We start from the raw sequence: 24,864 nt of genomic DNA, 5'->3' as shown, positions 1-24,864 counted from the left end.
TAGGCATTCGGACATCTATGCGTGCGGTTTGTTGCACTCGAATATCAAGATAACGCCCGTCGCCGAATGTTATCCAAAACCACAGAAGTGCGCGTTCATTATTGCGAAATTGCCAGTCTATTTTGCTTTTCACCGCACGCTTGATCAGCACTTTCGTACACTGAAGGTACTGTAGCCGGCTGACTGAATGCGCCAAGGGTTACAAAATGTGTGGTCTCATCGGTAGTGACAATCTCGAGCATGTACTCATTGGCGGCCTCGGATCGTCCGGCTGCCGCCTTCCAATTTGTGAAAGCACCAGGCATATGATTCAATCCCCAAGTATAGTGTTGGATCGACTCGTGCTTCGATTGGTAGTTTGTCGACATGTTCCCGCTAGCGTCTTGCAGCGCCTTTACCGCTGAATTGTTTAGCGAAGCCACTGGAATGCAATTTTTTAGCAATCGCATTCTCGATATGAACTCAGGTTGCTGAAAGTTGATCACGGGGTAGAACTGTACGTAGAAGTCGTGGAATTCACAATTCTTGTAGGTCGCCCATCCACACTGCGGAGCCGATCCGTTTGTCTGCACCCAATTCGAAATTTGTGCAAATGGCAGTTTGAAGTACTTTGTAGGTTCCAACGATGGGATATCTGTGCCAGCTCGCGTGCTAACCTGCACGTCTCCCGGATCAAGACGGTTGTAGGCTTGATACTCTGCGCGAATGTCTTGAGTAACCTTTTGTAAACTTTGCTCGACTTTCTTTAGCTCGTTATATCCTTGTGGGGCAAACACGTTCTGCGGCTTGCTGTCTAGCAATTGTTGAGCCAGTTCATGCCGGGCCGACGCAGTTACCAATCGCTCAAAATGGGTTCGACGAGCTCGCTGAACCTCATCATAGTAATCTTCAAGAAGTCCATACTGACCATCTGTTGCAAAAACAACTTCTGCTAAATTCTTCACGTCTGTTGTATTAAAGCGCAACAACCGTGCATTGTCCGGGGTTACTCCTCTCAACGCTACAGCCATCGCTTCTTTCAAGTCTCCGATGTCTCCATTTCCTGCACGCAGAAGTGCGTCCAGCGCATCCGTATTTTCGCTTCCGCCGACTCGGCGATAGGTCATTTGGATGGAAACCGAGCTGTCTGCACTTTGCGCAGCCTTCACAATGTTTGCACTTGCTTCACCGGACGACCAAGCTGCTCGGACGGCTGCCTCGAGGCGGGTCAAATTGGACTTACTGGAAGCAGTAAAACTGTAAAACAATGAAACCGACGCACCAGAAACGGTCTCGGCGATCACCCCACTTCCCGCGGCCTGACGCCACAAGTGTAGTTTTCCCCCGTCGTTTGCGAGTTCAAGATAATCTTTGCCTTGGGTACTCAAACGCAACGTCCCAGTCATTTTCTTGGGTTTAAATTCGCGCGAAGCAGTAATCGACACGACAATCTTGTTTTCTGCGCGTCGACTGATTTCGTCGTAACTCAGCGACGCTGATGCGCTCGACAAGCCGAATTCAGCTTCCGCGCTAGCGTCAATACTCAGTGCACTTGCATAATCACTGAAATTCGAAATTTCCCGATAATCGAACTCCACGCCGGACAAACCCGGTTCTTGTGCTACCGCGTTATTGCTCCATTCGAAAAAACCGTTCCCACTTAGATTTTCGCTCGGTCGCATCTCGTCGTAGGGCTGCCCTAAGCTAATTGAGCTGTTCGGATGATAAAAATATGTTTCCCCTAAAGCTGGAGACACAAAAGTTACGGCCGCCAAAGCCACAACAAACCTAGTAGGCATTCAAATTTTTCCTTCAATTTTGCTTCGTCACCAAAAGGCAACCTGTCGAAACTTTCCAAGATTCACGATGAACCAAAACATCGGCTTGTGTAAACAAATACTACCTCAAAAACCTTCAGTAACACCTCATTTCCCGGACAGGGCCTCAGGAATAATCTGTTATGTACTCGTGACCGCTGGCCACTGAGACAGGAGGCGGTCGCTCAAAATGCGTGCTCGGGTGTCGGCTCTTTTCCTCGAGGTTCGCCCGAGCGCGCATACCTTCTTTGGAGACCAGCCAGTGCAACTCGACTACGAAATCCACCCGACCGAACATGACGACAACCTCATCACTTTGACATGCCACAAATACACCCAGCGAGCGACTTCCCGGCCGTTCCCACGCGAAGTGATCGCCACAGCGCTTGCCGATGCCCTTGATCAGCGTACCGTTTATGCAAGGGCGTATGACCAATACGACGTCCGTTTCACCAACACCAATGTGCGGATCACTCAATCAAGCCAAGTGATCGCGGAATTCCCGATCATTTTTGCACCAACCCTGATTGCGATGGCCCGTGGGACCGAAGGCGATCTGTTCGCGGCCTAGTTCATGGAGCCTGATACATTGGGCGTGCTGCATGACTGGTGCGCCAATATCGGCGCCACCTAATTTTCCAAATAACTGAGTTATTCCGCCGCCCAAACTGGGCTTGAGCGCTTCCCAAATTGCCACCGATAACGATCACGAGGAGCGGCGCTCTGTCCTTTCGTGATGATGCAAACGGAAAGAGGGGCTGATGTGTTCGGTCCCTCTTTTTGCAATCACCACAAGGACAGGCGATGTCTGATCAAATCGAACAAGCGCTTTCGGCGCTCCTAAAGCAAGTCACGGCGCTGACCGAAAAGGTCGAAGCGCAAGACAAAAAATTCGAAAATACATTCAAGATGAATGAGCGGCTCTTGCGAGACAAGAAAGGGCCGAAACCCGACGACAAGCCGGACGTTTCGGATATCGCGGCATCCATGCAGGCGCTGGCAGACAAGATGGCGAAACCTGCCCTGGACGCAACGCCTCACCGCAAAGATGGCGACCCCGTAGCCATCACGCGAACGGATGCACTCGACGCCCGTAAATACGACGCAGCGAAGGCGCAAGCAACAGAGCTTGGTGTTCCATTGGAAATGATCGACGACCGCCCCTCTGCCCGAGTAGAGCGCCCAGCCACGTATCAATCGCGCGAGACCGATACGTCAATGATCGACACGGTAGACGACACAGCACAGAAGGTGCGATGGGTGCGCCATGACGTTGCGACGGGCGGTGCTGGCTTGATTCAAAACAGCTTGGCTGCGGAGCGCGATGGGTATCGTCTAGCGACTTTCAAATCAGACGACGATTTACCTGATGCGATGAAAACCAAAATCGGGCTAATGGCATCGGCTGCGGGTGGTGGCGATGCTGACTAATGAAGAACGCGCCCTGCTGCATGTCGCGACCGTAATCGTTCGCAGTGGCAACATTGATCACTTTCGGGTGGATGATAATGGCTTAGTAACAGGCCCGCGCATCAAGCCATTCAAGATCGACGGATCAAGTGACTACGACGATGTTGCGCTCGTCTCGCTGATCTACATAGCGGCCAATTTGATCAAACTTGGCGGGGTCGATCCGGTTAATGCGATAGACCATCTTGTCGATCTCGGCGTGCGGCATCGCTTTGCCAAGAATGTCGTAAATCGGGTTGTTGGGCGCAGGCATTTGTTCTCCGAAGTTTGGGACGTTGTGAGCCCGATGTATATGGCCCAGCCCGACGATGCCCCAACCGCAATCGCAGGAGTCACCTGAAATGGGCACGAAGCACTCAGGTGCAAAGCCGAAGCTCGCGTCTCATCCGAAACGCGATGAGTTTGTGCGCGACGTTGTGTTGGGGCGGAAGACCAAACTCGAAATTGCAGCTGAGGCAGGCGTAGATAACGCGACGATCACGCGCTACTTCCAGAAGTATGTGTCGGAGGCGGAACGTCGCGAGATCATCGCGAATGATCGGTACGAGCGGGCAGATCAAGCGGCACATGCTATAGCGGGCGAAAAAATGGATGTTGCGGCGACTTACAGTACGCTCGCAAAGCGCGTTGACCGCATCGTCTCGCGGGCGGAGGCCAACGAAGACGACGCGTTTGCGTTGGCGGGCCTTGAAAGCTTGCGCCGCGTGCTCAAAGACATCGCGCAAATGCACAAGCTGCTGTCTGACAACGTGTCGGTAACAGTCGCCCTGACCGACGCACCCGAATGGCTGCGCGTCCGTGCAATTTTCCGCGAACTCGTCGATACGCACCCGGAAATTCGTCCCACACTTTTGCGCCTCCTAAAGGAAGAAAAGCTGTCCATTACCAAGGGAGACACAAGTGCCGGATTGTAAACCGCCCGAACCGCTACCCTACGAAGGCCACGGTTGCTGTGAGCGGCCCATCCGCGCAAAGCAGAAGCCCGTTCAGCGTTTCAAAAAGCCACCACGTATAAACGTGGAGCCTGACGGCCTCGGCGTCGTCCCTTGCCGAGCAGGCACGATGCAACAGAGGTTCGTGGACGCACTGCACAAAGGCGCGACGTGGGACGATCTTCGCGCAGTGGCGATCCGCGCAGACGGCACTCCGTGGGACGACAAAGCCATCTCGGCGCTGATGTACTCAGACCTTCGCTCGAAAGGCTACGGCGTGCGAACCAAGCATGACCTCGACCGCGGCCTCTATTACCAACTGATCGTGCCCGATGCCGTATGACCTGAACCCATATGCGGACTTCCTCGACCTCGTTCATGGCGACAACGACCCGACGTTGCAGCTAGAGCGGTTTCTGCGCACGGAGGTCAAAAACCCTATCGCAGATGAATGGCAGACCGAAGTTCTGGAAAGCACAGCCTCCACGATTGCGATCTGCGTTGCACGTCAAGTGGGCAAGTCATGCGTCCTAGCCGCAAAAGCCATTCGGGCCTTAGAACGTGGTCACACGGTCTTGGCAACGGCACCTGCTGAGCGTCAGGTCAAGTTGTTGACAAGGAAAGTAGCGCAGTACCTCCGCACGACCAACTTAGTTATTGAGCGGTCAACGCTGACCGAAATCGAAACGTCAAACGGCGGGCATTGGGTGGCTGTTCCTTCAACATCGGACACAATTCGCGGGTATACTGTTCACCTTGCTATGGCCGATGAAAGCGCATTCTTGGCCGGGGGTGGTGAGGAAGTAATCTCAGCGATCACCCCCATGTTGGTTCAAAACGGCCAACTTCTACTCGCATCGACGCCCGCCGGAAAAGAAGGTTTGTTCGCGCAACATTTTCTCGATCCAAAACCGCATGTGCATCGCGTCCTAGTCAAGGGGACTGAAATTCCGCGCTTGAAAGCAAAGGTAGACCGTTTGCGCGCGGAATTGTCCACGACCCGCTTTCAACAAGAAGTAGAATGCAGATTTCACAGTTCGGGGCGGGGCTATTTCTCGATGGACCAAATCGAACAAGCAACATCTGCAAGGAGCGCGATATGTCCACAGTTCTAGAACTCGTCGAACGTTCTGACGGCTCGATTGTGAACGCGAGTGACGGAGACCCGGCTGTCCGTCGTGTGCAAGGATATCGCCGATACTGGATTTCTGCTGACTTGGGGCAAGCCAACGACTTTACGGCAGTCACAGTAACTTTGGACGAACAACTGCCCGTTCTGAATGATGGGGTGGTCGAATTGGGGCCACGCGAACTCACCGTCGTCTTTGCCGATCGTTTCCGTGGCGTGTCATATGTCGCCGTCTGCGACTACCTCGTGCGGCTGCTCAACGCGCACCCTTTCCGTGGAAAAGCACAACTCGTGATCGACGGGACGAGCATTGGTAGAGTCTGCTCCGATGTCTTAACCGAGCAGTCTGTACCTCACGTCGCAATCCAGATGACGGGCGGTGTCGATTGGTCACGGAAGGGCCGCTATGTGAATGCAGCGAAGGTGACGATCATCGAAAACACAGCCGTTCTGTTCGCCTCGGGCGACCTCAAAATGGCTCATGACCTGCCGTTGCGTTCGGAACTTGAGGCAGACCTCGCGTCATTCACCGTCCAGACGACGGCGGCTGGGAACATGGTGATCGGGCAAGATCGTAATACGGGAGGCCATGGCGACCTTGGGATCAGCTTGTGCCTCGGCGCGTTCGCCGCCCAATACCTCAAGCCGCAGTTGACGGCACAGGGCAAGCTGACGGGCTGGTACTGAAAGAAACGGCGACCGCAGGTTAATAGTCGAAGGCATCAAACAGTGAAGCAATATCCATCGAGGAGTCATAGCCCGGTGCCTGCACGCCCTCTAGGCCAAACGTGAAGAAGTGTTTCCTAGCGGCTCGCCAACCTCTCACAAGGCTCGGGAACTTGACCTCAACCGCATCCTTTTCGTCATCTTCGTCCCGCCAAGCTGACTCGGAGAACCATGTTCCCAGGATCAATTCTTCATTCGACGGAGTCGGGCAATTCCTTCGGTATTGTCGTCTTAGGATTTGTCGCCTTACGACGCAGGCGCGCCGGACCATATTCACGGTCCAGCCATCCAGCTCTTTCAGCACTTCTGCGTCCTCGATCAGACAGTAGAACCCCATGAGGCCGCGCATACTTTTCAGTTTGCCCTGATGGTACAGGAAATCTTGGATATCCTGCTCCTTCAAGCCGCCATAGAAACCGCGCCGCAGCTCGTAGATCAAACCAAGCAAATCCCAATCATATTGCTTCTTTCGGTAAGCTCTACCCTCAGCATACCCGTGTTTTAGCGCGTTGATCAGATAGACATTGATGAGCCGAGAAACCTTCTGCTGTAACTTTCGTTTGGTTTTGTCGGGCATCGTCAAACCCGCATCTCGAAACCCGTAGCCCAGGTAAGTGAAATCGTTGATTGTGCGGACCTCGTGCTGATGATCAGAAATGACAGCGATACCCGGAGACTTTTTTCGGTTCACAATCAGACCGCTTTCTGAGCAGTGCCGATCAAAACATCGCTCAAGCCGTTGTGCCTCTTCATAACTGCCGCAGATCGCGACCACATCGTCCGCGAACCGCACGAACTTGCCAGACTCGGCAGATAGTTTCCTATCAAGGTCATGATTAGCCAGATTGGCTAGGAATAATGAAGCTGACGACCCCTGCGGGGTGCCCTTAACTTTCCGCATAAAGGTGGCCGTGCGGTGCGCCTCGGAATTCCCGTACCTGTGATGTAAGAACGCCTCGAACACATGACGCTCGTGTGGCGTCAGGCTCACGGTTGAACGATCCCCGATTTTCTTCTTCAAGTAGTTGGCTGGAATGTTGTCGAAGTATTTCTCGAAGTCGATTTGAACGGCAAAAAGCTTCCCGTCCTTATCAAAGTCACGAAGCGCAAGGATGGCATCAAAGACATTCTTGTCTGGGTGGTAGGCGTATGAATGGGGCGACAGACGCTTCTTGTTCCTGTTCAGCGTCCGTCTAAGCAGGACATTGGCGACGGCCGCGTCCGGTATACCAAATGCGGTTACAATTCGTTTGCTGCCATCTGGCTTTGGAATCTCGAAAGTAACGGCGGGCTCTGGATCGTACTGCTCATCAAGTATCTTTCGCCAAATAGCTGTCGCAATTACATTGGCATTGCGCTTGCAGTGCTTTGGGTCAAAATGCCGGTGAAGAGGCGTGCGATGCCTGACCGTCGGGAGCGTCGGCGTCAGGCCTGTACGCCTTTGAAACTTCTTCCGATACTTCTCTTCCTTTTCAGCCTGCTTTCGGTCTTTGTCGAAGGCTCGCTTACTTAGCCGTTTAATTTCCGCTCTTAATTCATTGCGCATTATTTTTTCTCATCAAATTCGGTGGGGCGCATAGAGTAAGGGGAAACGACAACCAAGGGTCGCCGCCGCCATCCAGTAGATACTGTCGCCTAATCAGTCATCCCGATAAGGGCGTCATCGACCTCATAGAGGCCGGGTAGGTCGCGCCCCACCTAGGCTCCACGCCATGAGCAAAAGAGAGCAAAGGCCTTCTTGGGAGTCAATCGTGGATTGTGTCTTTGCCCAGATACTGAACGTAAACGACATGACGCCCGCACTTCCGCAGCATCGCAGAGCCGACACGGCGCAAGTTTGCCTGACTGACAACTACCTGAGTGCGCGTGCCTTCGGGCCGCCAACTCGTGTCGCTGGCAGCAAAAAGATGATATTTCTTTTCGGTGTCGCTCAACTCGATCTTTTTGCCGTCGATCTTGAGATCGAGATATTTTCGCAAGTGATCATTGTAGGCGACAATCGAATGTCCGGGTTTGTCGGGGGCATCTGAGAACAGTTTCCAAAGATCGTCCTCGTGCGAAACGGAAATCATGGCGCGGCGGGCTTTCTTGGGCTGCGGTGGACCGAAAATTCAATGATGGCGTCCCGATGTGCTTCGATGACTTCGCGCACACGCTGGATAAGCTGCGCCTTGACTGGGCGCTGCTCAACTCTCTGTTCGTCAAACTCCTCGCGGCGACGTTTGACTGTGATGTAAACAAACTCATCATCTGCGCGACGGCGATCAATTTCCCAACCTTCACCCTCAATGTTCTCGGACAGGGTTTGCTCCGCTGCATCAAGCGTTTCACGGTTGAACGACTGCTGCTCCGAGGCGTGGATGCCTGAACACTCGGGGATAAGGGACGGATCAATTTCGCCTGTGTCATAGAATTGCTGACGCGCGGCCAGAAGCTGTTGCTTTTCCTCTTCAGCGCGCTGGACTTCATCCGCAAGCATCATAGCTCGGTGTTCAGCATCCGCTTGACGCTTTTTCAACCGTTCGATCTTGTCGTTCATTTCCTCGAAGGTAAGACCGAAAGGATCGTCGAGACGCGGGTTTAAACGACCGTCTAACATCCGCTCAGCCACCTTGCGAGGACTTGAACCCTCAACGTGCTTGAAGATGCCGTCTACAAGGCCGCTCATCTGATTGACCTCGATACAATAATGCCTCGCACAGTTGGATTTTTGTAGCAGGCATGTTCTTGAGAGAAGTCGACCTCGTCAGCAATGGACATGGCGGCATAAAGTGATGTGGCGGTGAACACCCGTTTTTCTGGGCAACAAGTCTCGGCAGGCAGGTGCACAGTGAAGAGATTGTCTCCCTCGCTTCCGATAAAGCCCTCAGGATTGACCTCTATTAAGTCGTCATCTCTCAGGTACTCAAACCTGTCCAAGAATGCCTGCTTCCAAGGCATCGACGTCGATTTCTCGCTGTTGAAGTCCCAGTAATTTTTGAAGACTGCCAGATATTTTTTCTCGAAACCTGTGTTTTGGAATTCGCAAGATTCACCGCTTGGAAAGCGAAAGCGAATTCGATCATCTGCTATACAGGCCGCAATCGGGGCATTGCCGAACGACTTGAGCAATCTGACCTCGCTGGCGAGCAGTGAAGTGTTTTGGATGCTGCAACGACCTATGTTGAACTCGATCAAATTCTCATTGTTTGTCGCGAACATCTTGTTGCGGCGTATGTGTAGAAAGGTTTCATGGTTGGTGTTGCCCAGAGGATTGTTTGCTTTAACGCGGACCTTAGACAAGAACTTGCTGGCAGTGTTTGCCGTGTCCAACCATCCTTCAGGAAGATCGTGCCATTCGCCATCGACGAAGGCAGGCGCAACGGCCTCACCACAAACTGGTGCGTCTACTGTTATGGCCAAATCACCATCCATAACGCAGTTGGTTAGTGTGGGTTCCTGTCAACAATGTGGCGGGGAGGCGAAAACTGACCACGCATCAAAGTCTTACGCGGAATTGCAAAAATAATTGCAAAATTCAGACACCAGAAACCCTAGATGCGTCGCAATTAGTGCAACTATTTGATTTTACTTGTGAAAATGGTGCCCCCACACGGACTCGAACCGCGGACCTACTGATTACAAATGCCTAGGGCTAGACGCTAACCGCTTGATGGCAAAGCGTTAGTCGCGGTGGGCGTTCGGCGTTACAAGGATTTTGCAAGGGTCGCTCAATTCCAGGTGGATCAGACTTGTGACCAGACACTTGAGACACCATATGTAGATACAGTTGAATAAGAATATCTACATAAGGTGCTGTCGTGTCTAATTTGATCTCGTGGTTTCAGAACAACTGGATGGAGGCAATTACGCTAACCGCCACTCTCATCGCCGTGGTTGCGAGCGTACTGGCTGTGCGAATTGCAGTTCTGGCTTTGGGTGTCGCAAGACAATCAGTCCTATCCGCTGACAAGGCACATGAGCGGGACGTCAGACTTCAAGCCCGGTCTGCACTGGCAGACGTCCGAGGAAGCTATCAAAAGCTCGCCTCTGACTGTGAACTGAACCTAGAGAAATGGCGGCAACACGACCGGTCCAAAGGCATGATGCTAAGCGCCAATCCGTTTGAACCAACGAAGGAGGAGCAGGAAACCAGTGCGCTTCGTACTCAAGGAGCCAGATTGCTACGCTCAGTTGATGAGAGGTTTCAATCTATTGAACTGATGAACCTCAATGATCTTGAAAGTGGTATCCCCGACATTCGCCAGACAGCCGCGTCGATTGACGCCCTTGCTCGACGCCTTCGAGAACCCAATGAGGCATTTAATGGTGGTTGGCGATAGACGCCAACCAATCAAAAATCCCTCTTGGAACCTCAACGTGATCAAGACGTGTTTTGAGAGTGAATGGCTGGCACCGGATGTTTTGTCTCTCCCTCCGTGGCGGCTTCAACCCCTCGGGCAATCAGTTTAACGATGTCTTTGAAATTATAAGAACGCGAGACCCATGCAGAAACCGTACGACGAAGATGGGAACGAAATTGACTCTCTCTATCAGATAGAACGTGGGATTGATGGATTTGATCTAATTATTGAGTCTCAAGGTGGATCAACAGGCGGGCGGCCACCACGAAATACGGGATATGCCAAAGCAGTTGCGCATCACCTTCAACGCATGAAGGCCATGAACTCGGTGCTCGAAGATGTCCAAATCGCCAGCGCGCCTGTCATGAAGTACCCAGAGGATAAAAGGCGTATCGTTCCCGAGGGTTTTTCTTTGCCCTTGGTTCTTCACGAAGTTGACGATCTGGAACTCCTTCGGCTCGCAATCGGTCGTGCTTCGGCCGCATTTGAGAATCCCAATGGTTATGGAGGAAACCGAACCAAGAAGCTAAGGCTTCGCATGGCGTGGCAACATGCAAATGATCTGACGGCATCCCAAATCGCAGATTTGCTGGCTGGTTCGATGCGTTTGGAGAAAACGACCGCTGATCCTGCAGAACTTCAATTGCGGGTAGCGCGCGCGCAAATTCGACTGCTTTCATCCAAACAGGTAGACCAGACGCATCCTCCACCTGGCCAACGGATCGTTCCAACAGCGCCCTCGCCTGCGTCAAGGTATGTTCGAGACCCAGAAGTCATCGCTTGGGTTTTATTGCAAGCTGCGGGAACGTGTGAAAATTGCGGTAAGCCAGCGCCCTTCATACGTGCAAACGGCGAGGCATTTCTTGAGGTTCACCACGTACGACCGCTTGGGGACGGCGGACCAGACACTGTGGATAATGCCGCCGCATGCTGCCCCAACTGTCATCGGCGATTGCACTACGATCCGGACCGGGAGAGCCTCCGTCTCGCTTTAATCGAAGCTGTGGCGCGCTTGAAAGATCACCCCTCAAACGCCTAAAAACCCGAATTCGGTTCTAGAGCCGGTCAGATAGTTCTAGTTGATCGTGGCTCCTGAAAACGTTGGTAGTTTCCAACATTCCGGCTGGGCCTGGCCTAGGCTCAACGGCAACTATCCTAGGGCAAATGGCGCAAAAATGAAGTTGCTCTTGAGCACTTAGCTCCTCATCTCTAGGTAGAACGTAGTGTACTAGATTGAAGTGCCAGAGAAAATTCAAGTTTCAAAGTTGCAGGTTCCTACATAGCATGACTGACCTTTTTGCGAAAAAAATCGAATTCAATCCCCCGGAAAAAATCATCATCGATGGCCGTATGGAAAGTGCATACTTACGTAAGGTCGCCGCTCAAACAGATACTCTGGAAATATCGCTGGAGGAATTCAAACAAAACCGAGTGTCGGGTATTATCGGCACCACGAATGATGGAAGGCGCTACGCATTCATCGACAGGAAAACAACGGTAAGAATAGATGCCGATGAGGTGTTTAAGATTGATGATGCCTCAAGTGTCGAGGCGTGTGCCAAATTTCTCAATTCGAAAGTCCCACATCGACTCTTTCCCAAACCGATTAACCCCAAATCTTTGGAAGCCTCTGAACTAAAGAAGATTGCTGATGACGCCCGGGCTGCATGGATCGGCAAGTTCAAAATTGTCGAAGAGGATCTCGTTTCAGACACTGACGGTCTACGCACCCCTCAAGTTGGTGCAATCCACGCCTCGCTTGCGCACTGGAGTGTTTCCAACAACCCAGCCACAATAGTGATGCCAACAGGGACAGGAAAAACGGAGACCATGCTGGCGCTGTCAACTGCGGTCCCAATGCATCGTCTCATGGTTGTTGTTCCCAATGACGCGCTTCGAACTCAGATTACCAACAAGTTCTTGTCTTTCGGCGTTCTAAGGGGCTTCGGGTGTCTTCCTTACGACGTGGAACTACCGACAGTCGCCATGCTAACCCGAATTCCTAAATCTATAGACGAAGTTGAAAGGGTTTTTGCCGCCGCCAACGTTGTTGTAACGACCATGAGCATTGCCGGAAGAGCAAAACCTGCAATTCAAGAAAAGATGGCCGAGTTGAGTTCGCATCTTTTTGTCGACGAAGCCCACCACATTGGCGCAAAAACTTGGCGCCGGTTTCGTGCTCATTTCAAAAAGAAAAACGTTCTGCAGTTCACGGCCACACCATTCAGGCGCGACAAACTACGAGTCGATGGAAAACACATTTATGTCTATCCGCTTTGGAAAGCTCAGCAAGAGGAGTACTTCAAACCTATAAATTACATTCCTGTTAGCGGCGCAGATGATGCCGAAACAGACAAGCAAATAATAGACTTGGTAGGTCAGGTACTTCATGCAGACGCCTCAAAGGGATTTGACCATCTGGTAATGGCTCGCTGCGATCGAAAAGAGAGAGCGGACTATCTGCATAGCCTCTATTGCGCTAAGTACCCAGAGCATAACCCGTTGCTGTTGCACAGTGATGTCAGCCCTTTGGAGAAAGACAAGGCAATCGCGCGGCTCCGCTCTCGTGAGGCAAGGATTGTGGTTTGTGTTGATATGCTAGGCGAAGGCTTCGATTTGCCAGATCTTAAAATTGCCGCCCTACACGACAAGCACAAATCAGAAGCAGTAACACTTCAGTTTATTGGTAGGTTTACAAGATCACGGGATGACCTTGGAGAAGCCACTGCGATCGCAAATGTTGCCCTCGGAGATGTCAATGAACCATTGAAGTCGCTATACGCCGAAGACGCCGACTGGAATGAGCTCATCAATCGCATCGGGCAGTCCCGAACTGAGCGAGAGGTGCGAAGAGAAGAAGTTTTTGAAGGGTTTTCTGAAACACCAGAACGATTTCCTTTGGAGACGCTCACCCCCCGAATGAGCACGGTTGTCTATAAGACAGGGAGTGCCGTCTGGCAGCCAGAGCTAATTATCGAAGCGTTTCCGGCAGGTGCGATTGTGGAGGGCCCGCACATAAACGAGCATGAGCGGCTTGCGATCTTTGTCAAACGCGACACAGAACAACCAAAGTGGACCTCTTCCAAAGCCGTCCACAACACAGAGTATAATTTATACCTTGTGCATTGGGACGAGGATCAGGAACTCTTGTTCGTGAACTCGTCAAAACTGAAAGACATGCATGAGCCGTTGGCAAAAAAAATCATCGGCGATCATGCTTTGCGTATCACAGGAGAGGACGTCTATCGGTGCCTCTATGGTGTACGAAGGCTTTGTCTCAATACGCTCGGCTTAAGTGAAACACAGAGGCGGCCAGTCGTATACTCTCAGTTCATGGGTACGGACATTACACCTCAGATTGATGAGTTGCCGGGTAATCGGAATCGTTCAAAGACAAACCTCTTTGGACAAGGTTACACCAACGATGGCAAGATCACCTTGGGATGCTCTCGAAAAGGCAAGTTCTGGTCTTATGATGCGACGAATAATTTTGGCGAGTGGATTGACTGGTGCCGCGCACTCGGAAGGAAACTCCTAGATGAGAGCGTTCCTACGGATGCTTTTTTGAAAAATTTGGTCAAACCAGAACGTCAAGAAAGCATGCCTTTCAAGACGCCGATTGCAATAGTTTGGCCGGAGCGCATCCTAGATCAGGATGAAAGCCGGATCGAAATTGTACTAGATGGAACACGCTACCCAATTTTTAACTGCGAAATACAGATCGCCGACTTTTCGGCTGGAGGGCCAGTACGTTTTTCCATTTCGTGTGGAGAGCGTAAATGTTCCTTTGAGATGAGCATTGCCAATCAGGTTGCCCAATACGTTCAGACCGACGTCGGGCAAATCAGCGTTTCCTTGCGGCGTAGAACGTTATCCATCGCCGAGTGGTTTAAAGAAGACCCTCCACAAATTTACTATGCCGATGGTGATATGTTGGTCGACACCGAATTGTTCGTATTACCCGAGCACGCCGACAGGACATCATTTGACTTAGACAAACTCATTCCGAGAGATTGGACCGGGGTTGATATCACTAAAGAATCCCAAGGATTGGAAAAGCGTGCGGATTCGATCCAAAAGGCCATGATTGATCAACTTATCGAAGAAGATACCTTTGATGTTGTTTTTGATGACGACGCTGCTGGCGAGGCAGCTGATATTGTTTGCATTCGTGAAGACAACAACACGCTTTTTGTTCACCTGTACCACTGCAAGTTCTCTAGTGAGGCAAAACCGGGCGGTCGGGTAGCCGACCTTTATGAGCTTTGCGGCCAGTCACAGAAATCACTTCGCTGGCGAGAGAGCCCCAAAGTATTCTTACAGCATTTGAGAAAGCGGGAAGGAGACCGTCGCAAAAAGTCGACCGTGTCGCGCTACGAGATCGGTGATCCATCAATCGTAAATGGCTGGTTGGGGCGATGGTCGGAACTGAGCTTTCGTTTCCAAATCACCGCAGTGCAGCCGGGATACTCGAAGAAGAAGGCAAAAAACGAGCATTTGGAACTATTAGCGGCAACGTCCAGTCTCTTGATGGAGACGTGGTCGATTCCGTTCTCTCTCATATGTTCTGAGTGACGGATAGCCAAAGAGATTGAAACAAAAACAGACGGCGCATTATTGCACCGCCTGTTTAAGCTGCTGATATTGCCGCACACTCCGATCAGCCGAGAACGTTCAGCGGCCCAGCTGACAGGTTCTCGATGTCATCGATTATGCGACCACATCGACCCACAATGGTGAGCCACCTGCCGTGGTGATTAGAGTAATATTTCGGCAGTTGCCGTCCTCGTCGTAATACTCGATCTCACCAGCAAACACGCTTCCGTCTTCGCTAATTGCGCGCAGTAATTGCTTCATTTTCTCATTCATCGGTTTCTCACTCCTTACCGAGTTGGGTTCCGCCTTATTGGCGTGCTACCGTTTTTGCAAAGGAGAGAGTCGATGTCAGTTGAGCAGGATTCTGATTTCCTCAACTTGAAAGAAGAGGAAGGTGACGCGTTCATGGCGTGGGCCGTGCTGTCGTCCCAACTGGAGGACGCACCGGAATGGGTGCGCGTGTACTTCCAGCGTATCATGGACAAGATCGACGAGTTCGATCCGCATGACGATTTGGAAATTGCCCTGACACACCAACTCGAGGTGCCTGTTCTCCGCGCGCGGCCTCACAAGCCTATTGGTGCCAAGTCAAAGCACGACTATGCACTGATCTTCGATTGGGTTGACGAGTGGATGCGGTCGGAGGATGCACCTCTCGAAGACGCCCTATGGCAGTACGTAGAAGTATTCGAACTCGATCCTGACGTGTTCGAGACGATCAAATCTGCCTACCACAGAGTGCGCCGCGCCCGTTTAAACGCTATGGATCAGGAACGGCCTCATTGGGGCTTCAAGCAGCGTATCAAAGACGGCGATGGCGACTAGAGACGCGGCTTTTCACGCCCATCCTAGTAGGGTGTAATCGACTGATCCGAAGAACCCGCCATCCAGATGCGTCACGCGGAGATAAGCAAGAGCGGCGGCGATAGCACGGTCAGCGTGATGCCCTTTGCCGCCACCAGCCAGCACTAGGTTTCCGGCGGACGTGGTGGTCAACTCGAAAGAGGCGATCTCATTGATCAAATCCTGCTTGCCGTCGAGATCATCGGCGACCGTCAATCCGCCCGTCTCTATCCCGGCAGCTAGGTTCTCTACCAACAGAGACTTCGAACAGCGGACGGTATTGCCGTCGCGCGTGATGGCTGCCCCTGCGGTGATCACGACGCCCAGATGTTCGATGCCAGCGAGGTCCAGAACAGAGGCAAACGGCTGTCCTAGGCCTGAAGCATCCACAGTCAGGGTCCAGTGCGGGATTTTGAGCAGGCGTTTTGCGAGGTAGTCGGCGAGATCGGTGTAGGAGTAAAGCTGGATCGTCTCTTGGAACACGACGGTCGCCTGTCGTGGCCCCAACTCCTGTTCGAAGCCGCGCCCTGTGAACCGTGGATAACATTCGTCCCGCACGACGACGATTGCCGATGGGTCATTACGCCCAAGGTCCATGCCGACGTGATGGCGAACCCATCCGCGCTTTTGTGTTCCGGCAGCAGCCGGATCAGAATTCGATGGCAACGTGACCGTGCCGTCTTTGTGGAAGATGAATTCTGGCTTCGTCATGGTTACACAAGCTCCAGTGCTTTGACGTGCGGGTTAGATGCCTTTTCCAGCGCCTCCCAAGAGACAAGCGGCGTTCCAGAGCCGATGAACTCGCAAAGGTGTTCCCGTCTAAACCCAAGTTCCGCACTTTTTGCTGAAATCGGTCGAAATTGCCGCTTTCTGGCCGGTAAAGCGTTGATTTTGTTGAGGTGAGTTTCTGGATTTTCGAAGTGGTGCCATAATGTGCTTCCTGAGGGCTTTTCGGGATTCCCAGTGGGGTGCAGCGGTCCTAATGTAGGAACATGTTTATTCGTGAGACCCTGACCCGCCGCCGCGCTGACAAATGCTACCGATCCGTCCGGTTGGTCGAGAATTTTAGAACGGGCCGCAAGGTGCAACAAAAGACGCTCCTGAACCTCGGAGCAGCCTTTCCGATCCCCAAATCGCAGTGGCCCGAACTGGTCGAACTCGTTCAGGCGGGGATTACGGGAGAAACGCCTCTGTTCGATCCTGAACCGGAATTGGCGACAATGGCGGATACCATTGTGCAGAAGTTGCGCAGCCGCGCGTTGGTCCAGTCGGCGGCCGAGGCCCTGGATGGCGGCACAGCAAATATCCGTCTCGACAGCATACAGATTGAAGACGCGCGGTCTGTGGGCTGTGAGCGACTTGCCCTGGCCGCTCTGGAGGCTCTGGGCTTTCTTGGGGTGCTCAAGAATGTCGGCCTGTCGGATCGAGACGCCCGGACCGCCATGGCGCTGGTGATTGCGCGCATGGTGCATCCCGCCAGCGAACGGGAGACTTTGCGATGGTTGGAGACCAACAGTGCCACGTTTGAACTTCTGCGCCTCAATACCGGGCCGGCGCTCTATCTCGACAAGCTGTATCGTCTCAGTGACGGTCTGGTCAAACACCACGAGGCCATCGAAGACGCGCTGTTTGACCGTCAGCGCACGTTGTTCGGCAGTTCCGGTGCGGTGATCTTCTATGACCTGACCAACACCTACATGACCGGGCGTCCAGCGTCCGATCTGGCCAGGTTCGGACGCTCCAAGCAGAAACGGAACGACTGCCCTCTTGTCACGCTCGCGATGGCCACCGACGAGGGCGGCTTCCCGCGCCGCTCCAGCGTTCTGCCCGGCAATGTCAGCGAACCCGGCACGCTGTTCGAGGCGCTGGACAGCCTTGCCACACCGGAGGACAAGGACAAGCCCACGGTCATCATGGATGCAGGCATCGCTACCGAAAACAACCTCGCCGAACTGCGCAACCGGGGCTATCATTGGATCACGGTCAGGCGGGGTGGGGTCAAGCCGGATCAGGCGGATGCTGCAGGCGCGCGGGATCCTGATGCAACGATCGAGACCAGATCGGGGCATGAGGCGCGGATCTGGAACCTGTCCCACGAGCCTGAGAACGAAGCGCAACTCTGCATCTGGAGCCAGGCGCGACAGGAGCGTGATGAAGCCATTCTGGCCAAGAAGCGGGACGCCTTTGAGGCAGAACTTACCGCCTTGCACGACGGCTTGAGCAAGCCGCGCTCCGTCAAGACATACGACAAGGTTCTGGAGCGGCTCGGGCGTTTGCGGGAACGCTACGCTATGGTCAATCAGCATTATGACATCCGCGTCACAAAGGGTTCGGATGGCAAGGCCAGCGCGGTGACATGGGTACCCAATGCGGCATTCAATACACGCGATGCCCGCGCGGGCCTCTATGTGCTGCGCACCAGCCACACGGAATGGGGCCTTGAGAAGACGGTGCGCACCTACTGGCGTTTGACCGAACTCGAAGCGACGTTTGAGACGCTCAAGTCTGAACTCGGCTTGCGCCCGATCTGGCACCAACTGTCCAGGCGGATCGAGGGCCATCTGTTCATCGCGGTGCTGGCGCTGTACGGCGTCAATGTCATCCGGACCCGTCTCGCTGCGCAGGGGGTCCACGACAGTTGGGCCTCTGTGCGCAACAAGCTCGGTCGCTGGCAGCGGGCCACCACGTCCTTCACCTCCGTCGACGGCGCACGGATCGAGGTCAGAACGGACGCTCGGCCAGACCCGGTGGCGGCAGGGGTTGCGAAGGCGGCGGGCGTACCATACGCGCTTGAAAGGCGTATCCGGAAACTGAAAAACCCGTAACGGTCGAGGCCATTCCAACCGACCTCCTGACGCACAAAATGTAGTGCCATATCGGGCTTTTCCGAAAATAAAATCGTTTTGTATCATGACCTTATGGAGCCGTGTATGTCAAATTTGCTGAACCTGGGTAAAGGTCGCCTCAGACATCGTTGCGCGGTCAAACTCGACCTGCGCCTTACGCCTCGGGATATCGATGGACCGGGCTGTGATGCGACGCACCCGCTTTGCGGATGTCCATGTCTCATAGAAATACCCCTGCCGCATGTTCGGGGTTGAGAGAAGAAATATTCTGCCTGATGAACGGCGCATTGGGAAGAACGCGGTCAATGCGTCATCGTCCAGAAAGCACGCCTCATCTGCGATGATTGTATCCGCTGTCATACCGCGCGCCTGATCGGTCGCGGGCACAACGATGATCCGCCCACCGTGCCGGGGGTGTGCTTCCAGTTCGGTCTGGGTCTGCCGCACGATGGGCGGGCAGAACGGATCGGTATTCTTGTATTCCAGAATGCGCCGGAACAACTCGGTTGATTGGCGCAGTGACGGGGCCGTTAGGATGACCGTTTTACCGCGTGAGAAGTCATCGTAACCGAGACCGCCTGCCGTGGTCGATTTGCCCGACTGTCGACCACACAGGGCAAGGATCATCCTGTCCGCCTCGTTTAAACGGGGATCTGATCGCAGCAGATCGACCTGCCACGGATCGGGTTCACCGATGGCAAGACGGAAACGCTCGACTGGATCGAGCGATACAGTCAGCCCTTGCAGGAAAGACAGGAGATGGGGATCAGGGGCGGTCATCAATCAGAACCGGTTCCTTGATCACGCCCATCCGGTCCATTTCGCCCAGAAAGTCATGCTTGGCCGCTGGGTGGTTTTCCAAAACTCGCATGATGATCTGGCGCAGTTGGATGAACTGCGGGCTCTCATTGAGGTTCAGATGGATGTCCATCTTCTTGTTCAACTTGCCATGCAGGTCAGCCAGAGCCATCAGCGACTGCCGTAGCTCTTTCAGCGTACCAAGGCGCATGGCCTTTTCGTCGTCGTCTTTGGCGTCTTGGAGTAGCGATTTCAATTCGCGCAAAACCCATTTCAGGTCTTTGTCGGTGTCTTCGCCGAACTCGTCGATCATCTCGCCGCGCGCTTTGAAGTCGGCAATTTTGGCGTCGTGTGCGGCCTGCGCCAAGATTCCAAGGCGTTCTTCCTCGCCAACATGCTGCGCCATGAACCGGCTGACTGATGTGGTCGAAATTTTGAACTTGAGGTCGCGTTGCAGGTCTTTCGTGACTCGATCCATGGAACGCCGCCCGAGAACGATATCTCGGACGACATCCTGCCGAACCTTATCTGGCAGGTTCAGGAGCTTATGCTGCTGACCCCGGCTCATTCGTCGCGAACGATTTCAAGATCAACGCCACGGTCGGCGGCCAGCTTCTTCGCTGACCGATACTTGACCGGGTCGCGCGCGTCGGCTTTGGACAGGCGGATGTTCTGACCCTCAGACGCGAATTGCAGCAAGCCGTTCTTGTCGGTCTGTTCCTGCTGCTGTTTGGCCTCAAGACCCGCGAGCAGCTTCTTCGTGGCCTCAACTTCGTCTTGCGATTTCTTCAGCTTGAGTTCGTCCAGCAGTTCGTCGTTCTTTTTGACGACGCCCTGAATTTGGGCCTCGACCGATTCCGTGATTTTGGGAAGGATTGCCTCAACCATTTTACCGGAGAGGGATTCGATCAGTTTTGCTGCCTGATCGTCGTTGCTGTCTGCCATTGCTATGCTCCAATACGGAAAAAAGCGAGACGGGAAGATCACAAACCCGCCTCGCTCCTTTTCATCGAAATAGGGAGCACAGCGAGCCCCCGGCCCACATCATGCTCCTTGAGGCTGGCCCCTATCCGGCGCAGGCCGCAACCGGAAGTTTAGGTACAACTTGCCATTCAGGACCCAGCTTCTCGACAAGCCCAAGGCGCTGTAACCGATCAAGATGCACACGGATCGTTGTCGTATCGAAATCACCGTCTGTGGCGAACACAAGCTGCCGGATGGTCAGGGATTCGTCTTTGAGAGCGTGCAGAAGCACGTCTTGGGTCAGGGTCTTTTTGATGCGTGGCAATTGGACGGGTTGGGGATCAGGTCGCTTGATGCGTTTGGGCGCTGGTGGCCGCGAGTTCATCTCCCGCCATATAGCACGCGATTGTGCAGCGCCCTTTTCCCGCATCTTGGCTTTGTCACCGCGCGGTCTAGAAACATCGAACATTGCCGCCAGCAGCGCGTCGTTGCCCTCTAGGAATGCAACAACCCGCTGCCGCAGTTGGGCTTCCCTAAGCCCTGCCATATCGCACCAGTCGCGGCGCGACTGCGCCCATTCACCGGCTTTGTTCGTGAGAAAGGCGATGGTGTCACGCTTATCTTTTTCGTTTAGCTGGGATGTAGCCCCGGCGACATTAAGCAGGTCAAGCAGGGCGTTCACGATGACCGCCGCTGCTAGTTGTGACGTAGGTGTCTGACAGGTCGGGTCTGCCGTCTCCATCATGGGTTACGTCACTCCGGGCAGGATGGTTTCGTCCTCGTCGATCATGTCTTTCTCGTCGTCGAGGGTGCGGTTCACATCCATCAGTTCGCCCTTCTTGAGGTTCATCAGGAACGTGTCGTGCGAGATTGCGCCCGCCTGCCATGACTTAAGCAGAGCGGTTAAGACCGCAGGGTCCATCTGGGCCGTGACAAAATCGCGGTGTAGGAACACTTTGACCTGATCTGCGGTGCCCGGATGGGTCCATTCGGCGGCCAGTTTCAGGAGTTTACGAATGCCTTCTTCGACCATGACGACCGACGAATGCAGCAGCGACAATTCCGACCGATGGCGCAGCTTGGCTGTGTCGGTCGTCTCATTGCGACCTTTCCCGTCATAAACCATCCGCGCACCGAGCGTTGCCATCTGGGCCGTTAGGTCGTCCAAAGCCGTCTTCTGCGCAGCAATACCTGCGCCCGTGAATTCCAGCATTCCTGCGGTCGCGCCTTGCGGCAGAACCCAAAACGCACCGCTACCGATTTGCTGCGGTTTGTTCGCCTCGTTGATGCTGCCCGCGATCCAAGGTGTCGGTTGGGATGTCAAAAACAGCGACCAATAGTAGTCAGCCGACACGCGCCAGTGAGCCAGGTTGACGTTCACGAGGTCGAGGAACGGCGGCTTTTCCACATCGACTTTTAGGTTGTAGGGCGAGATGACAACCGCCGGGATATGGTCCAGATGCTTGCCGTTCACCACCGGCGTAATCGGCTCGTGGATTTCAACCTCGTGGGTCTTCTGGGTTTGGGCATCGCGCGTCACGTGGTAACGCCGCACCGTGTAGACAGGGTCGAGTGTCAGGACGAGGTGTTGTTCCACGCCGCTATCTTCGAGTTCGGCATCATCCTCATGCAGGCGCAGATAGGTCAGCTTTTGACGCCCCTCGACCAGTTCATTGCGCCAGTCCAGAATCGACTCCGCATCGAAGGTCGAAATGAAGGGGGCGGAGGCAGGCGCGGCCCCCTCCTGCGGATAGTCGAGGACCAGTGCACGGCGTCCGATGGACATCACCTCGCGCAGGGTATCGTCAATCAGGGTGGTGATCGAATTGCCTTCGAACGTCGCGGTATCCCGCATCGGTTCGAGCCGGGTTGGCAACTCGATCACCGGGGCGTTGCGCGTTGCCGCGCCAACGAGACCACGCAGTGTGCGTTCCGCAACGGCGTAGAAGGAACCGCCGGTGAGGTAGCGCGTGAACTGCGATTGAGTCATGCCTTCGGGTCGGGGCAAATAAATCTCGCCCTGCTTTTTCAGGCGATCTTCGCCTTCGATCACATCGCGGATTTTGTCATATTCGATCCGGCGGTCGTGGTATGAGCGGTGGTAAATTTTCATGTGAGTTCACGCAGGACCAACTTCCATGGAATTTCGAACCAAGCGTCTTTTCCGACTTGACGAATGCGAACTCCGTTCGCGGTCGAGTCGGCCAGAACTCCGTGAAACTCGCAGCCATGTTGGTCGTCGTCCGATTTAAACACCGCGAGGATCAGGGCTTTCGCATCTTCGGGCGAGATCGGTAGAGGCAGATGTGTGGATGTGTGGATGTCGTTACCCACAAGTCGGCAACCCTCCGGGCTTTCGACGATCTGAAATTCTTGCATTGGGGGCTCCCCGGTTGAATGCCGGGCGGGTTTGAAAGGCGAAGCCGACAAGGACAGGAAGCAGCTTCTGGTCAGCGAGCACCCACCCGGCGCGAAACACTCGCAATTCGTTATTGCAACTCAGAATTGAGCGCGCGACCGGAAGTTTAGGTACAACTGGGGAGAATTTAGGACTCGCAGAGCGCGTCAGAGAGGCGGAGTTTTGGGGCGTCGGGCATGATGGTGGGGGAAATGCGCGCTATGGGCGTCAGCGTTGAGTAGAGCGATTGAGACGATGGATTTATGAGTCAGGGGCGTGACTTGGGTTTGAAGGGCGCAGGGTAAACGTGGAAATTGTGATCTTCTGTCTTCCCCCGGGTCACCGCCGCTGGCTCAGAGAAAAGGGGGTGGTCGAGGCAGTTGACCGCGATAAACCAGTCGAATACGTCGTTACAAGGATTGTCACAAGGAATGCGAGCGGGATTTTGCTGCGAGTTCAAACGGTTGGATGATCAGATTGAGTGATAGAATATCACTTGCTGTAGCCAATTGTGCGCAGATGACGGACTTCCGCCGGGAGTCAGGGACATATGTGCAGAGATGCGCCCATACCCAGATGGGCACGTTAATCCCAGGATTTGGCGATCTCTTCGCGTACGCACGCGTGAGGCGTCAAACAAAACCGCCTTACTGATCACTGCTGCCAAGCATTCTGGACACGGGACCGCACGCACTTTTGCCTGTGGTCAAACTTTGGTGCTCCTGTAGCGTCGGAAAAACCACCTGAAACCAAGGTGATACTACCCAAAACCGCAGAAACCGCACAAAACACAGGGCATCGCTCCCGAAAACGAGCAGTACACGCGCGTACGCGTTGTGTGCGCGCACGCGTAACGCAGTTTTCTAACCACACGGTTCACACTGGACCGCCTGTTTCTCCTGTTCCGTCAGTTCCAGCACCCACGGGCGACACTGTCTTTTTGCCACCGTCGTGTTCTGTCTCGACACCATACCGACCGCGCGCAATGCCTTTGCGAACTCAGCCGCCGATCCTGACCAACCAGCCGCTCTGGCGCCCGCCTTCAAAGGTGCCCACTTAACGAAGTACCGCTCACCATCGAACAACGCCGCTCCTTGATGGAACGGCGCGTCCTTTAGCCCACGCGAACGCAGACAATGGTTCTGGTGGCAGTATTCAAGAACCCATTCGCGCGTAATCATGCGAGTTCCTCCTCGGACAAATCAAGCACCCAAGGCCTCACTGACGTGTTGGCAATCGTTGTAGGTTTCCGGGGTTTCAACCCTGCTGCCTTTAGGTCTTTGCTAAAGCGTTGGTCATGCCCACAGAAACCGTGTTCCCGCGCGTTCGAGAGCAGTGATTTACGTTGCACGATATACTGGCCATGCTCGAACAATGCCGCGCCTGAAAGGAACTTCGCGTCGTCTAGACCACGATCCAGATGGTTTTCGCGACAATAGTCGAGAGCCCAGTTTCGAGTTGCACGCCAATGACCTGTCACAGGACACCGTGTCTCGGCGTTGCGCAGCAGCGGTTCGACCAGCGCCTTGTGATCACCGCGATACATCCAAAAGCGGTTTGTCTGCTGAGTATATGCGCGCTCGAATCGGGTTTTGGCCCGAGCGGCGGCGACTCTCATTGAAACGACAAAACCATCTTCTGTGTATACATCGCAGCTCTCACCATCTTCGTGCAATTCAATCTTGGTGATCATTAGCCCTGCTCCCGCATCCATGCGACCACATCATCACGCAGGTAGCGAACTACCCGGCTTGTCGGTTGCGAATAAGGCGGACCAAAGGCGTCTTTGCGCCAGCGGAACAGCGTTTCCGTTGTGACACCGAGAAACGTCGCCGCTTCTTCTGGGTTCATTACTTGGGGTGGGTTTGCGCGGACCATATCCACGCGCAAGTCAGCCAACTGCTGACCGAGTTCGTCGATTGTCATGATAACCTCAACGGTAGGCGATTGCAGGAAAGCCCTATCTGGGCGGTTCATTTCTCTGCGTGCTGTCGCGTGCCTATCTGTCCCCGCAGGTCACAGTT

General features: G+C 53.9%; 28 protein-coding genes. 12 read left to right on the top strand and 16 right to left on the bottom strand.

Translation table 11 applies throughout. The features are described 5' to 3' along the window. Window positions 1–98: 98 nt before the first annotated feature. On the bottom strand, window positions 99–1,778 hold the full coding sequence (locus ACP0GE_RS16850) for a hypothetical protein (RefSeq protein ID WP_424833069.1): 1,680 nt from the start codon (window positions 1,776–1,778) through the stop codon (window positions 99–101). Window positions 1,779–2,058: 280 nt separating this feature from the next. Here ACP0GE_RS16850 and ACP0GE_RS16845 point away from each other — a divergent pair, with 280 nt between their 5' ends. From ACP0GE_RS16845 to ACP0GE_RS16815, 7 genes are all read left to right on the top strand, one after another. Beyond that, a complete protein-coding gene (locus tag ACP0GE_RS16845; RefSeq protein ID WP_424833068.1) occupies window positions 2,059–2,367 on the top strand; it encodes a hypothetical protein in 309 nt (102 codons plus the stop codon). 233 nt (window positions 2,368–2,600) lie between these two features. Beyond that, window positions 2,601–3,227 (top strand): hypothetical protein, encoded by a 627-nt coding sequence (locus ACP0GE_RS16840; RefSeq protein WP_424833067.1) that lies wholly within the window; start codon window positions 2,601–2,603, stop codon window positions 3,225–3,227. After that, on the top strand, window positions 3,217–3,606 hold the full coding sequence (locus ACP0GE_RS16835; RefSeq protein ID WP_424833066.1) for a hypothetical protein: 390 nt from the start codon (window positions 3,217–3,219) through the stop codon (window positions 3,604–3,606). Before ACP0GE_RS16840 ends, ACP0GE_RS16835 begins: the two co-directional genes overlap by 11 nt. A 1-nt stretch (window position 3,607) precedes the next feature. Further along, complete coding sequence (locus ACP0GE_RS16830) at window positions 3,608–4,180, top strand: hypothetical protein (protein WP_424833065.1); 573 nt, start codon at window positions 3,608–3,610, stop codon at window positions 4,178–4,180. A 148-nt stretch (window positions 4,181–4,328) separates the two neighbouring features. Further along, entirely contained in the window at window positions 4,329–4,541 is a 213-nt protein-coding gene (locus ACP0GE_RS16825) for a hypothetical protein (RefSeq protein ID WP_424833064.1), read from the top strand. Next, window positions 4,531–5,313: a hypothetical protein gene (locus tag ACP0GE_RS16820; protein ID WP_424833063.1), complete on the top strand. Its 783-nt coding sequence runs from the start codon at window positions 4,531–4,533 to the stop codon at window positions 5,311–5,313. The genes ACP0GE_RS16825 and ACP0GE_RS16820 overlap by 11 nt, the downstream gene beginning before the upstream one ends. Beyond that, the gene (locus ACP0GE_RS16815) at window positions 5,298–6,014 is read left to right on the top strand and encodes a hypothetical protein (protein WP_424833062.1); all 717 of its coding nucleotides are present in this window, start codon (window positions 5,298–5,300) and stop codon (window positions 6,012–6,014) included. Before ACP0GE_RS16820 ends, ACP0GE_RS16815 begins: the two co-directional genes overlap by 16 nt. Window positions 6,015–6,033: 19 nt before the next feature. On the opposite strand, the gene ACP0GE_RS16810 is transcribed toward ACP0GE_RS16815, so the two are convergent. The 4 genes from ACP0GE_RS16810 to ACP0GE_RS16795 all read right to left on the bottom strand — a co-directional run bounded on the left by ACP0GE_RS16810 (window position 6,034) and on the right by ACP0GE_RS16795 (window position 9,455). Continuing rightward, entirely contained in the window at window positions 6,034–7,599 is a 1,566-nt protein-coding gene (locus tag ACP0GE_RS16810) for a reverse transcriptase domain-containing protein (protein ID WP_424833061.1), read from the bottom strand. Between the two features lie 199 nt (window positions 7,600–7,798). After that, complete coding sequence (locus ACP0GE_RS16805; protein ID WP_424833060.1) at window positions 7,799–8,125, bottom strand: hypothetical protein; 327 nt, start codon at window positions 8,123–8,125, stop codon at window positions 7,799–7,801. After that, window positions 8,122–8,721 carry a hypothetical protein gene (locus ACP0GE_RS16800; RefSeq protein WP_424833059.1) on the bottom strand — a complete coding sequence of 200 codons (600 nt, stop codon included), beginning with the start codon at window positions 8,719–8,721 and terminating at the stop codon, window positions 8,122–8,124. The genes ACP0GE_RS16805 and ACP0GE_RS16800 overlap by 4 nt, the downstream gene beginning before the upstream one ends. After that, the gene (locus ACP0GE_RS16795; protein ID WP_424833058.1) at window positions 8,718–9,455 is read right to left on the bottom strand and encodes a hypothetical protein; all 738 of its coding nucleotides are present in this window, start codon (window positions 9,453–9,455) and stop codon (window positions 8,718–8,720) included. The genes ACP0GE_RS16800 and ACP0GE_RS16795 overlap by 4 nt, the downstream gene beginning before the upstream one ends. 398 nt (window positions 9,456–9,853) lie before the next feature. On the opposite strand from ACP0GE_RS16795, the gene ACP0GE_RS16790 reads away from it, so the two are divergent. From ACP0GE_RS16790 to ACP0GE_RS16780, 3 genes are all read left to right on the top strand, one after another. Then, window positions 9,854–10,375 carry a hypothetical protein gene (locus ACP0GE_RS16790; protein WP_424833057.1) on the top strand — a complete coding sequence of 174 codons (522 nt, stop codon included), beginning with the start codon at window positions 9,854–9,856 and terminating at the stop codon, window positions 10,373–10,375. A gap of 163 nt (window positions 10,376–10,538) precedes the next feature. Next, window positions 10,539–11,435, top strand: coding sequence for an HNH endonuclease (locus tag ACP0GE_RS16785; protein WP_424833056.1), 897 nt, complete (start codon window positions 10,539–10,541; stop codon window positions 11,433–11,435). Window positions 11,436–11,680: 245 nt separating this feature from the next. Beyond that, window positions 11,681–14,971 carry a DEAD/DEAH box helicase family protein gene (locus ACP0GE_RS16780; RefSeq protein ID WP_424833055.1) on the top strand — a complete coding sequence of 1,097 codons (3,291 nt, stop codon included), beginning with the start codon at window positions 11,681–11,683 and terminating at the stop codon, window positions 14,969–14,971. A 135-nt stretch (window positions 14,972–15,106) separates the two neighbouring features. On the opposite strand, the gene ACP0GE_RS16775 is transcribed toward ACP0GE_RS16780, so the two are convergent. Further along, window positions 15,107–15,253 carry a hypothetical protein gene (locus tag ACP0GE_RS16775; RefSeq protein ID WP_424833054.1) on the bottom strand — a complete coding sequence of 49 codons (147 nt, stop codon included), beginning with the start codon at window positions 15,251–15,253 and terminating at the stop codon, window positions 15,107–15,109. 84 nt (window positions 15,254–15,337) lie between these two features. Between ACP0GE_RS16775 and ACP0GE_RS16770 the strand changes: the two genes are divergently transcribed. Continuing rightward, window positions 15,338–15,817, top strand: coding sequence for a hypothetical protein (locus ACP0GE_RS16770; RefSeq protein WP_424833053.1), 480 nt, complete (start codon window positions 15,338–15,340; stop codon window positions 15,815–15,817). A gap of 12 nt (window positions 15,818–15,829) precedes the next feature. On the opposite strand, the gene ACP0GE_RS16765 is transcribed toward ACP0GE_RS16770, so the two are convergent. Further along, the gene (locus ACP0GE_RS16765; protein ID WP_424833052.1) at window positions 15,830–16,546 is read right to left on the bottom strand and encodes a hypothetical protein; all 717 of its coding nucleotides are present in this window, start codon (window positions 16,544–16,546) and stop codon (window positions 15,830–15,832) included. Window positions 16,547–16,827: 281 nt separating this feature from the next. Here ACP0GE_RS16765 and ACP0GE_RS16760 point away from each other — a divergent pair, with 281 nt between their 5' ends. Next, window positions 16,828–18,660 carry an IS1634 family transposase gene (locus tag ACP0GE_RS16760; protein ID WP_424830354.1) on the top strand — a complete coding sequence of 611 codons (1,833 nt, stop codon included), beginning with the start codon at window positions 16,828–16,830 and terminating at the stop codon, window positions 18,658–18,660. Between the two features lie 108 nt (window positions 18,661–18,768). Here ACP0GE_RS16760 and ACP0GE_RS16755 read toward each other — a convergent pair whose 3' ends face one another. The 9 genes from ACP0GE_RS16755 to ACP0GE_RS16715 all read right to left on the bottom strand — a co-directional run bounded on the left by ACP0GE_RS16755 (window position 18,769) and on the right by ACP0GE_RS16715 (window position 24,766). Continuing rightward, complete coding sequence (locus ACP0GE_RS16755) at window positions 18,769–19,461, bottom strand: terminase large subunit domain-containing protein (RefSeq protein WP_424833051.1); 693 nt, start codon at window positions 19,459–19,461, stop codon at window positions 18,769–18,771. Next, complete coding sequence (locus tag ACP0GE_RS16750) at window positions 19,448–19,957, bottom strand: hypothetical protein (protein WP_424833050.1); 510 nt, start codon at window positions 19,955–19,957, stop codon at window positions 19,448–19,450. Before ACP0GE_RS16750 ends, ACP0GE_RS16755 begins: the two co-directional genes overlap by 14 nt. Window positions 19,958–20,043: 86 nt before the next feature. Continuing rightward, entirely contained in the window at window positions 20,044–20,424 is a 381-nt protein-coding gene (locus tag ACP0GE_RS16745) for a hypothetical protein (protein WP_424833049.1), read from the bottom strand. Window positions 20,425–20,545: 121 nt separating this feature from the next. Further along, complete coding sequence (locus ACP0GE_RS16740; protein WP_424833048.1) at window positions 20,546–21,187, bottom strand: hypothetical protein; 642 nt, start codon at window positions 21,185–21,187, stop codon at window positions 20,546–20,548. Between the two features lie 3 nt (window positions 21,188–21,190). Next, window positions 21,191–22,555, bottom strand: coding sequence for a DUF4055 domain-containing protein (locus ACP0GE_RS16735; protein ID WP_424833047.1), 1,365 nt, complete (start codon window positions 22,553–22,555; stop codon window positions 21,191–21,193). Then, a complete protein-coding gene (locus ACP0GE_RS16730) occupies window positions 22,552–22,821 on the bottom strand; it encodes a hypothetical protein (protein ID WP_424833046.1) in 270 nt (89 codons plus the stop codon). Before ACP0GE_RS16730 ends, ACP0GE_RS16735 begins: the two co-directional genes overlap by 4 nt. Before the next feature lie 882 nt (window positions 22,822–23,703). Then, a complete protein-coding gene (locus ACP0GE_RS16725) occupies window positions 23,704–24,021 on the bottom strand; it encodes a hypothetical protein (protein WP_424833045.1) in 318 nt (105 codons plus the stop codon). Further along, window positions 24,018–24,533 carry a hypothetical protein gene (locus ACP0GE_RS16720; protein ID WP_424833044.1) on the bottom strand — a complete coding sequence of 172 codons (516 nt, stop codon included), beginning with the start codon at window positions 24,531–24,533 and terminating at the stop codon, window positions 24,018–24,020. Before ACP0GE_RS16720 ends, ACP0GE_RS16725 begins: the two co-directional genes overlap by 4 nt. Then, the gene (locus ACP0GE_RS16715) at window positions 24,533–24,766 is read right to left on the bottom strand and encodes a helix-turn-helix transcriptional regulator (protein WP_424833043.1); all 234 of its coding nucleotides are present in this window, start codon (window positions 24,764–24,766) and stop codon (window positions 24,533–24,535) included. The genes ACP0GE_RS16720 and ACP0GE_RS16715 overlap by 1 nt, the downstream gene beginning before the upstream one ends. Between the last annotated feature and the right edge of the window lie 98 nt (window positions 24,767–24,864).

Origin of the sequence: Ruegeria sp., assembly GCF_965243365.1 — a bacterium.
In the GTDB taxonomy this organism is placed as follows: domain Bacteria; phylum Pseudomonadota; class Alphaproteobacteria; order Rhodobacterales; family Rhodobacteraceae; genus Ruegeria.
This window is presented reverse-complemented; position numbering and strand designations above follow the sequence as displayed.

What these genes read in the sequence shown, in the direction of transcription:
- ACP0GE_RS16850 (WP_424833069.1), bottom strand. Translation starts at nt 1,778, where the DNA reads ATGCCTACTAGGTTTGTTGTGGCTTTGGCGGCCGTAACTTTTGTGTCT.
- ACP0GE_RS16840 (WP_424833067.1), top strand. Translation starts at nt 2,601, where the DNA reads ATGTCTGATCAAATCGAACAAGCGCTTTCGGCGCTCCTAAAGCAAGTC.
- ACP0GE_RS16835 (WP_424833066.1), top strand. Translation starts at nt 3,217, where the DNA reads ATGCTGACTAATGAAGAACGCGCCCTGCTGCATGTCGCGACCGTAATC.
- ACP0GE_RS16830 (WP_424833065.1), top strand. Translation starts at nt 3,608, where the DNA reads ATGGGCACGAAGCACTCAGGTGCAAAGCCGAAGCTCGCGTCTCATCCG.
- ACP0GE_RS16825 (WP_424833064.1), top strand. Translation starts at nt 4,329, where the DNA reads ATGCAACAGAGGTTCGTGGACGCACTGCACAAAGGCGCGACGTGGGAC.
- ACP0GE_RS16820 (WP_424833063.1), top strand. Translation starts at nt 4,531, where the DNA reads ATGCCGTATGACCTGAACCCATATGCGGACTTCCTCGACCTCGTTCAT.
- ACP0GE_RS16815 (WP_424833062.1), top strand. Translation starts at nt 5,298, where the DNA reads ATGTCCACAGTTCTAGAACTCGTCGAACGTTCTGACGGCTCGATTGTG.
- ACP0GE_RS16810 (WP_424833061.1), bottom strand. Translation starts at nt 7,599, where the DNA reads ATGCGCAATGAATTAAGAGCGGAAATTAAACGGCTAAGTAAGCGAGCC.
- ACP0GE_RS16805 (WP_424833060.1), bottom strand. Translation starts at nt 8,125, where the DNA reads ATGATTTCCGTTTCGCACGAGGACGATCTTTGGAAACTGTTCTCAGAT.
- ACP0GE_RS16800 (WP_424833059.1), bottom strand. Translation starts at nt 8,721, where the DNA reads ATGAGCGGCCTTGTAGACGGCATCTTCAAGCACGTTGAGGGTTCAAGT.
- ACP0GE_RS16785 (WP_424833056.1), top strand. Translation starts at nt 10,539, where the DNA reads ATGCAGAAACCGTACGACGAAGATGGGAACGAAATTGACTCTCTCTAT.
- ACP0GE_RS16780 (WP_424833055.1), top strand. Translation starts at nt 11,681, where the DNA reads ATGACTGACCTTTTTGCGAAAAAAATCGAATTCAATCCCCCGGAAAAA.
- ACP0GE_RS16775 (WP_424833054.1), bottom strand. Translation starts at nt 15,253, where the DNA reads ATGAAGCAATTACTGCGCGCAATTAGCGAAGACGGAAGCGTGTTTGCT.
- ACP0GE_RS16770 (WP_424833053.1), top strand. Translation starts at nt 15,338, where the DNA reads ATGTCAGTTGAGCAGGATTCTGATTTCCTCAACTTGAAAGAAGAGGAA.
- ACP0GE_RS16765 (WP_424833052.1), bottom strand. Translation starts at nt 16,546, where the DNA reads ATGACGAAGCCAGAATTCATCTTCCACAAAGACGGCACGGTCACGTTG.
- ACP0GE_RS16760 (WP_424830354.1), top strand. Translation starts at nt 16,828, where the DNA reads ATGTTTATTCGTGAGACCCTGACCCGCCGCCGCGCTGACAAATGCTAC.
- ACP0GE_RS16755 (WP_424833051.1), bottom strand. Translation starts at nt 19,461, where the DNA reads ATGACCGCCCCTGATCCCCATCTCCTGTCTTTCCTGCAAGGGCTGACT.
- ACP0GE_RS16750 (WP_424833050.1), bottom strand. Translation starts at nt 19,957, where the DNA reads ATGGATCGAGTCACGAAAGACCTGCAACGCGACCTCAAGTTCAAAATT.
- ACP0GE_RS16745 (WP_424833049.1), bottom strand. Translation starts at nt 20,424, where the DNA reads ATGGCAGACAGCAACGACGATCAGGCAGCAAAACTGATCGAATCCCTC.
- ACP0GE_RS16740 (WP_424833048.1), bottom strand. Translation starts at nt 21,187, where the DNA reads ATGATGGAGACGGCAGACCCGACCTGTCAGACACCTACGTCACAACTA.
- ACP0GE_RS16735 (WP_424833047.1), bottom strand. Translation starts at nt 22,555, where the DNA reads ATGAAAATTTACCACCGCTCATACCACGACCGCCGGATCGAATATGAC.
- ACP0GE_RS16730 (WP_424833046.1), bottom strand. Translation starts at nt 22,821, where the DNA reads ATGCAAGAATTTCAGATCGTCGAAAGCCCGGAGGGTTGCCGACTTGTG.
- ACP0GE_RS16725 (WP_424833045.1), bottom strand. Translation starts at nt 24,021, where the DNA reads ATGATTACGCGCGAATGGGTTCTTGAATACTGCCACCAGAACCATTGT.
- ACP0GE_RS16720 (WP_424833044.1), bottom strand. Translation starts at nt 24,533, where the DNA reads ATGATCACCAAGATTGAATTGCACGAAGATGGTGAGAGCTGCGATGTA.
- ACP0GE_RS16715 (WP_424833043.1), bottom strand. Translation starts at nt 24,766, where the DNA reads ATGACAATCGACGAACTCGGTCAGCAGTTGGCTGACTTGCGCGTGGAT.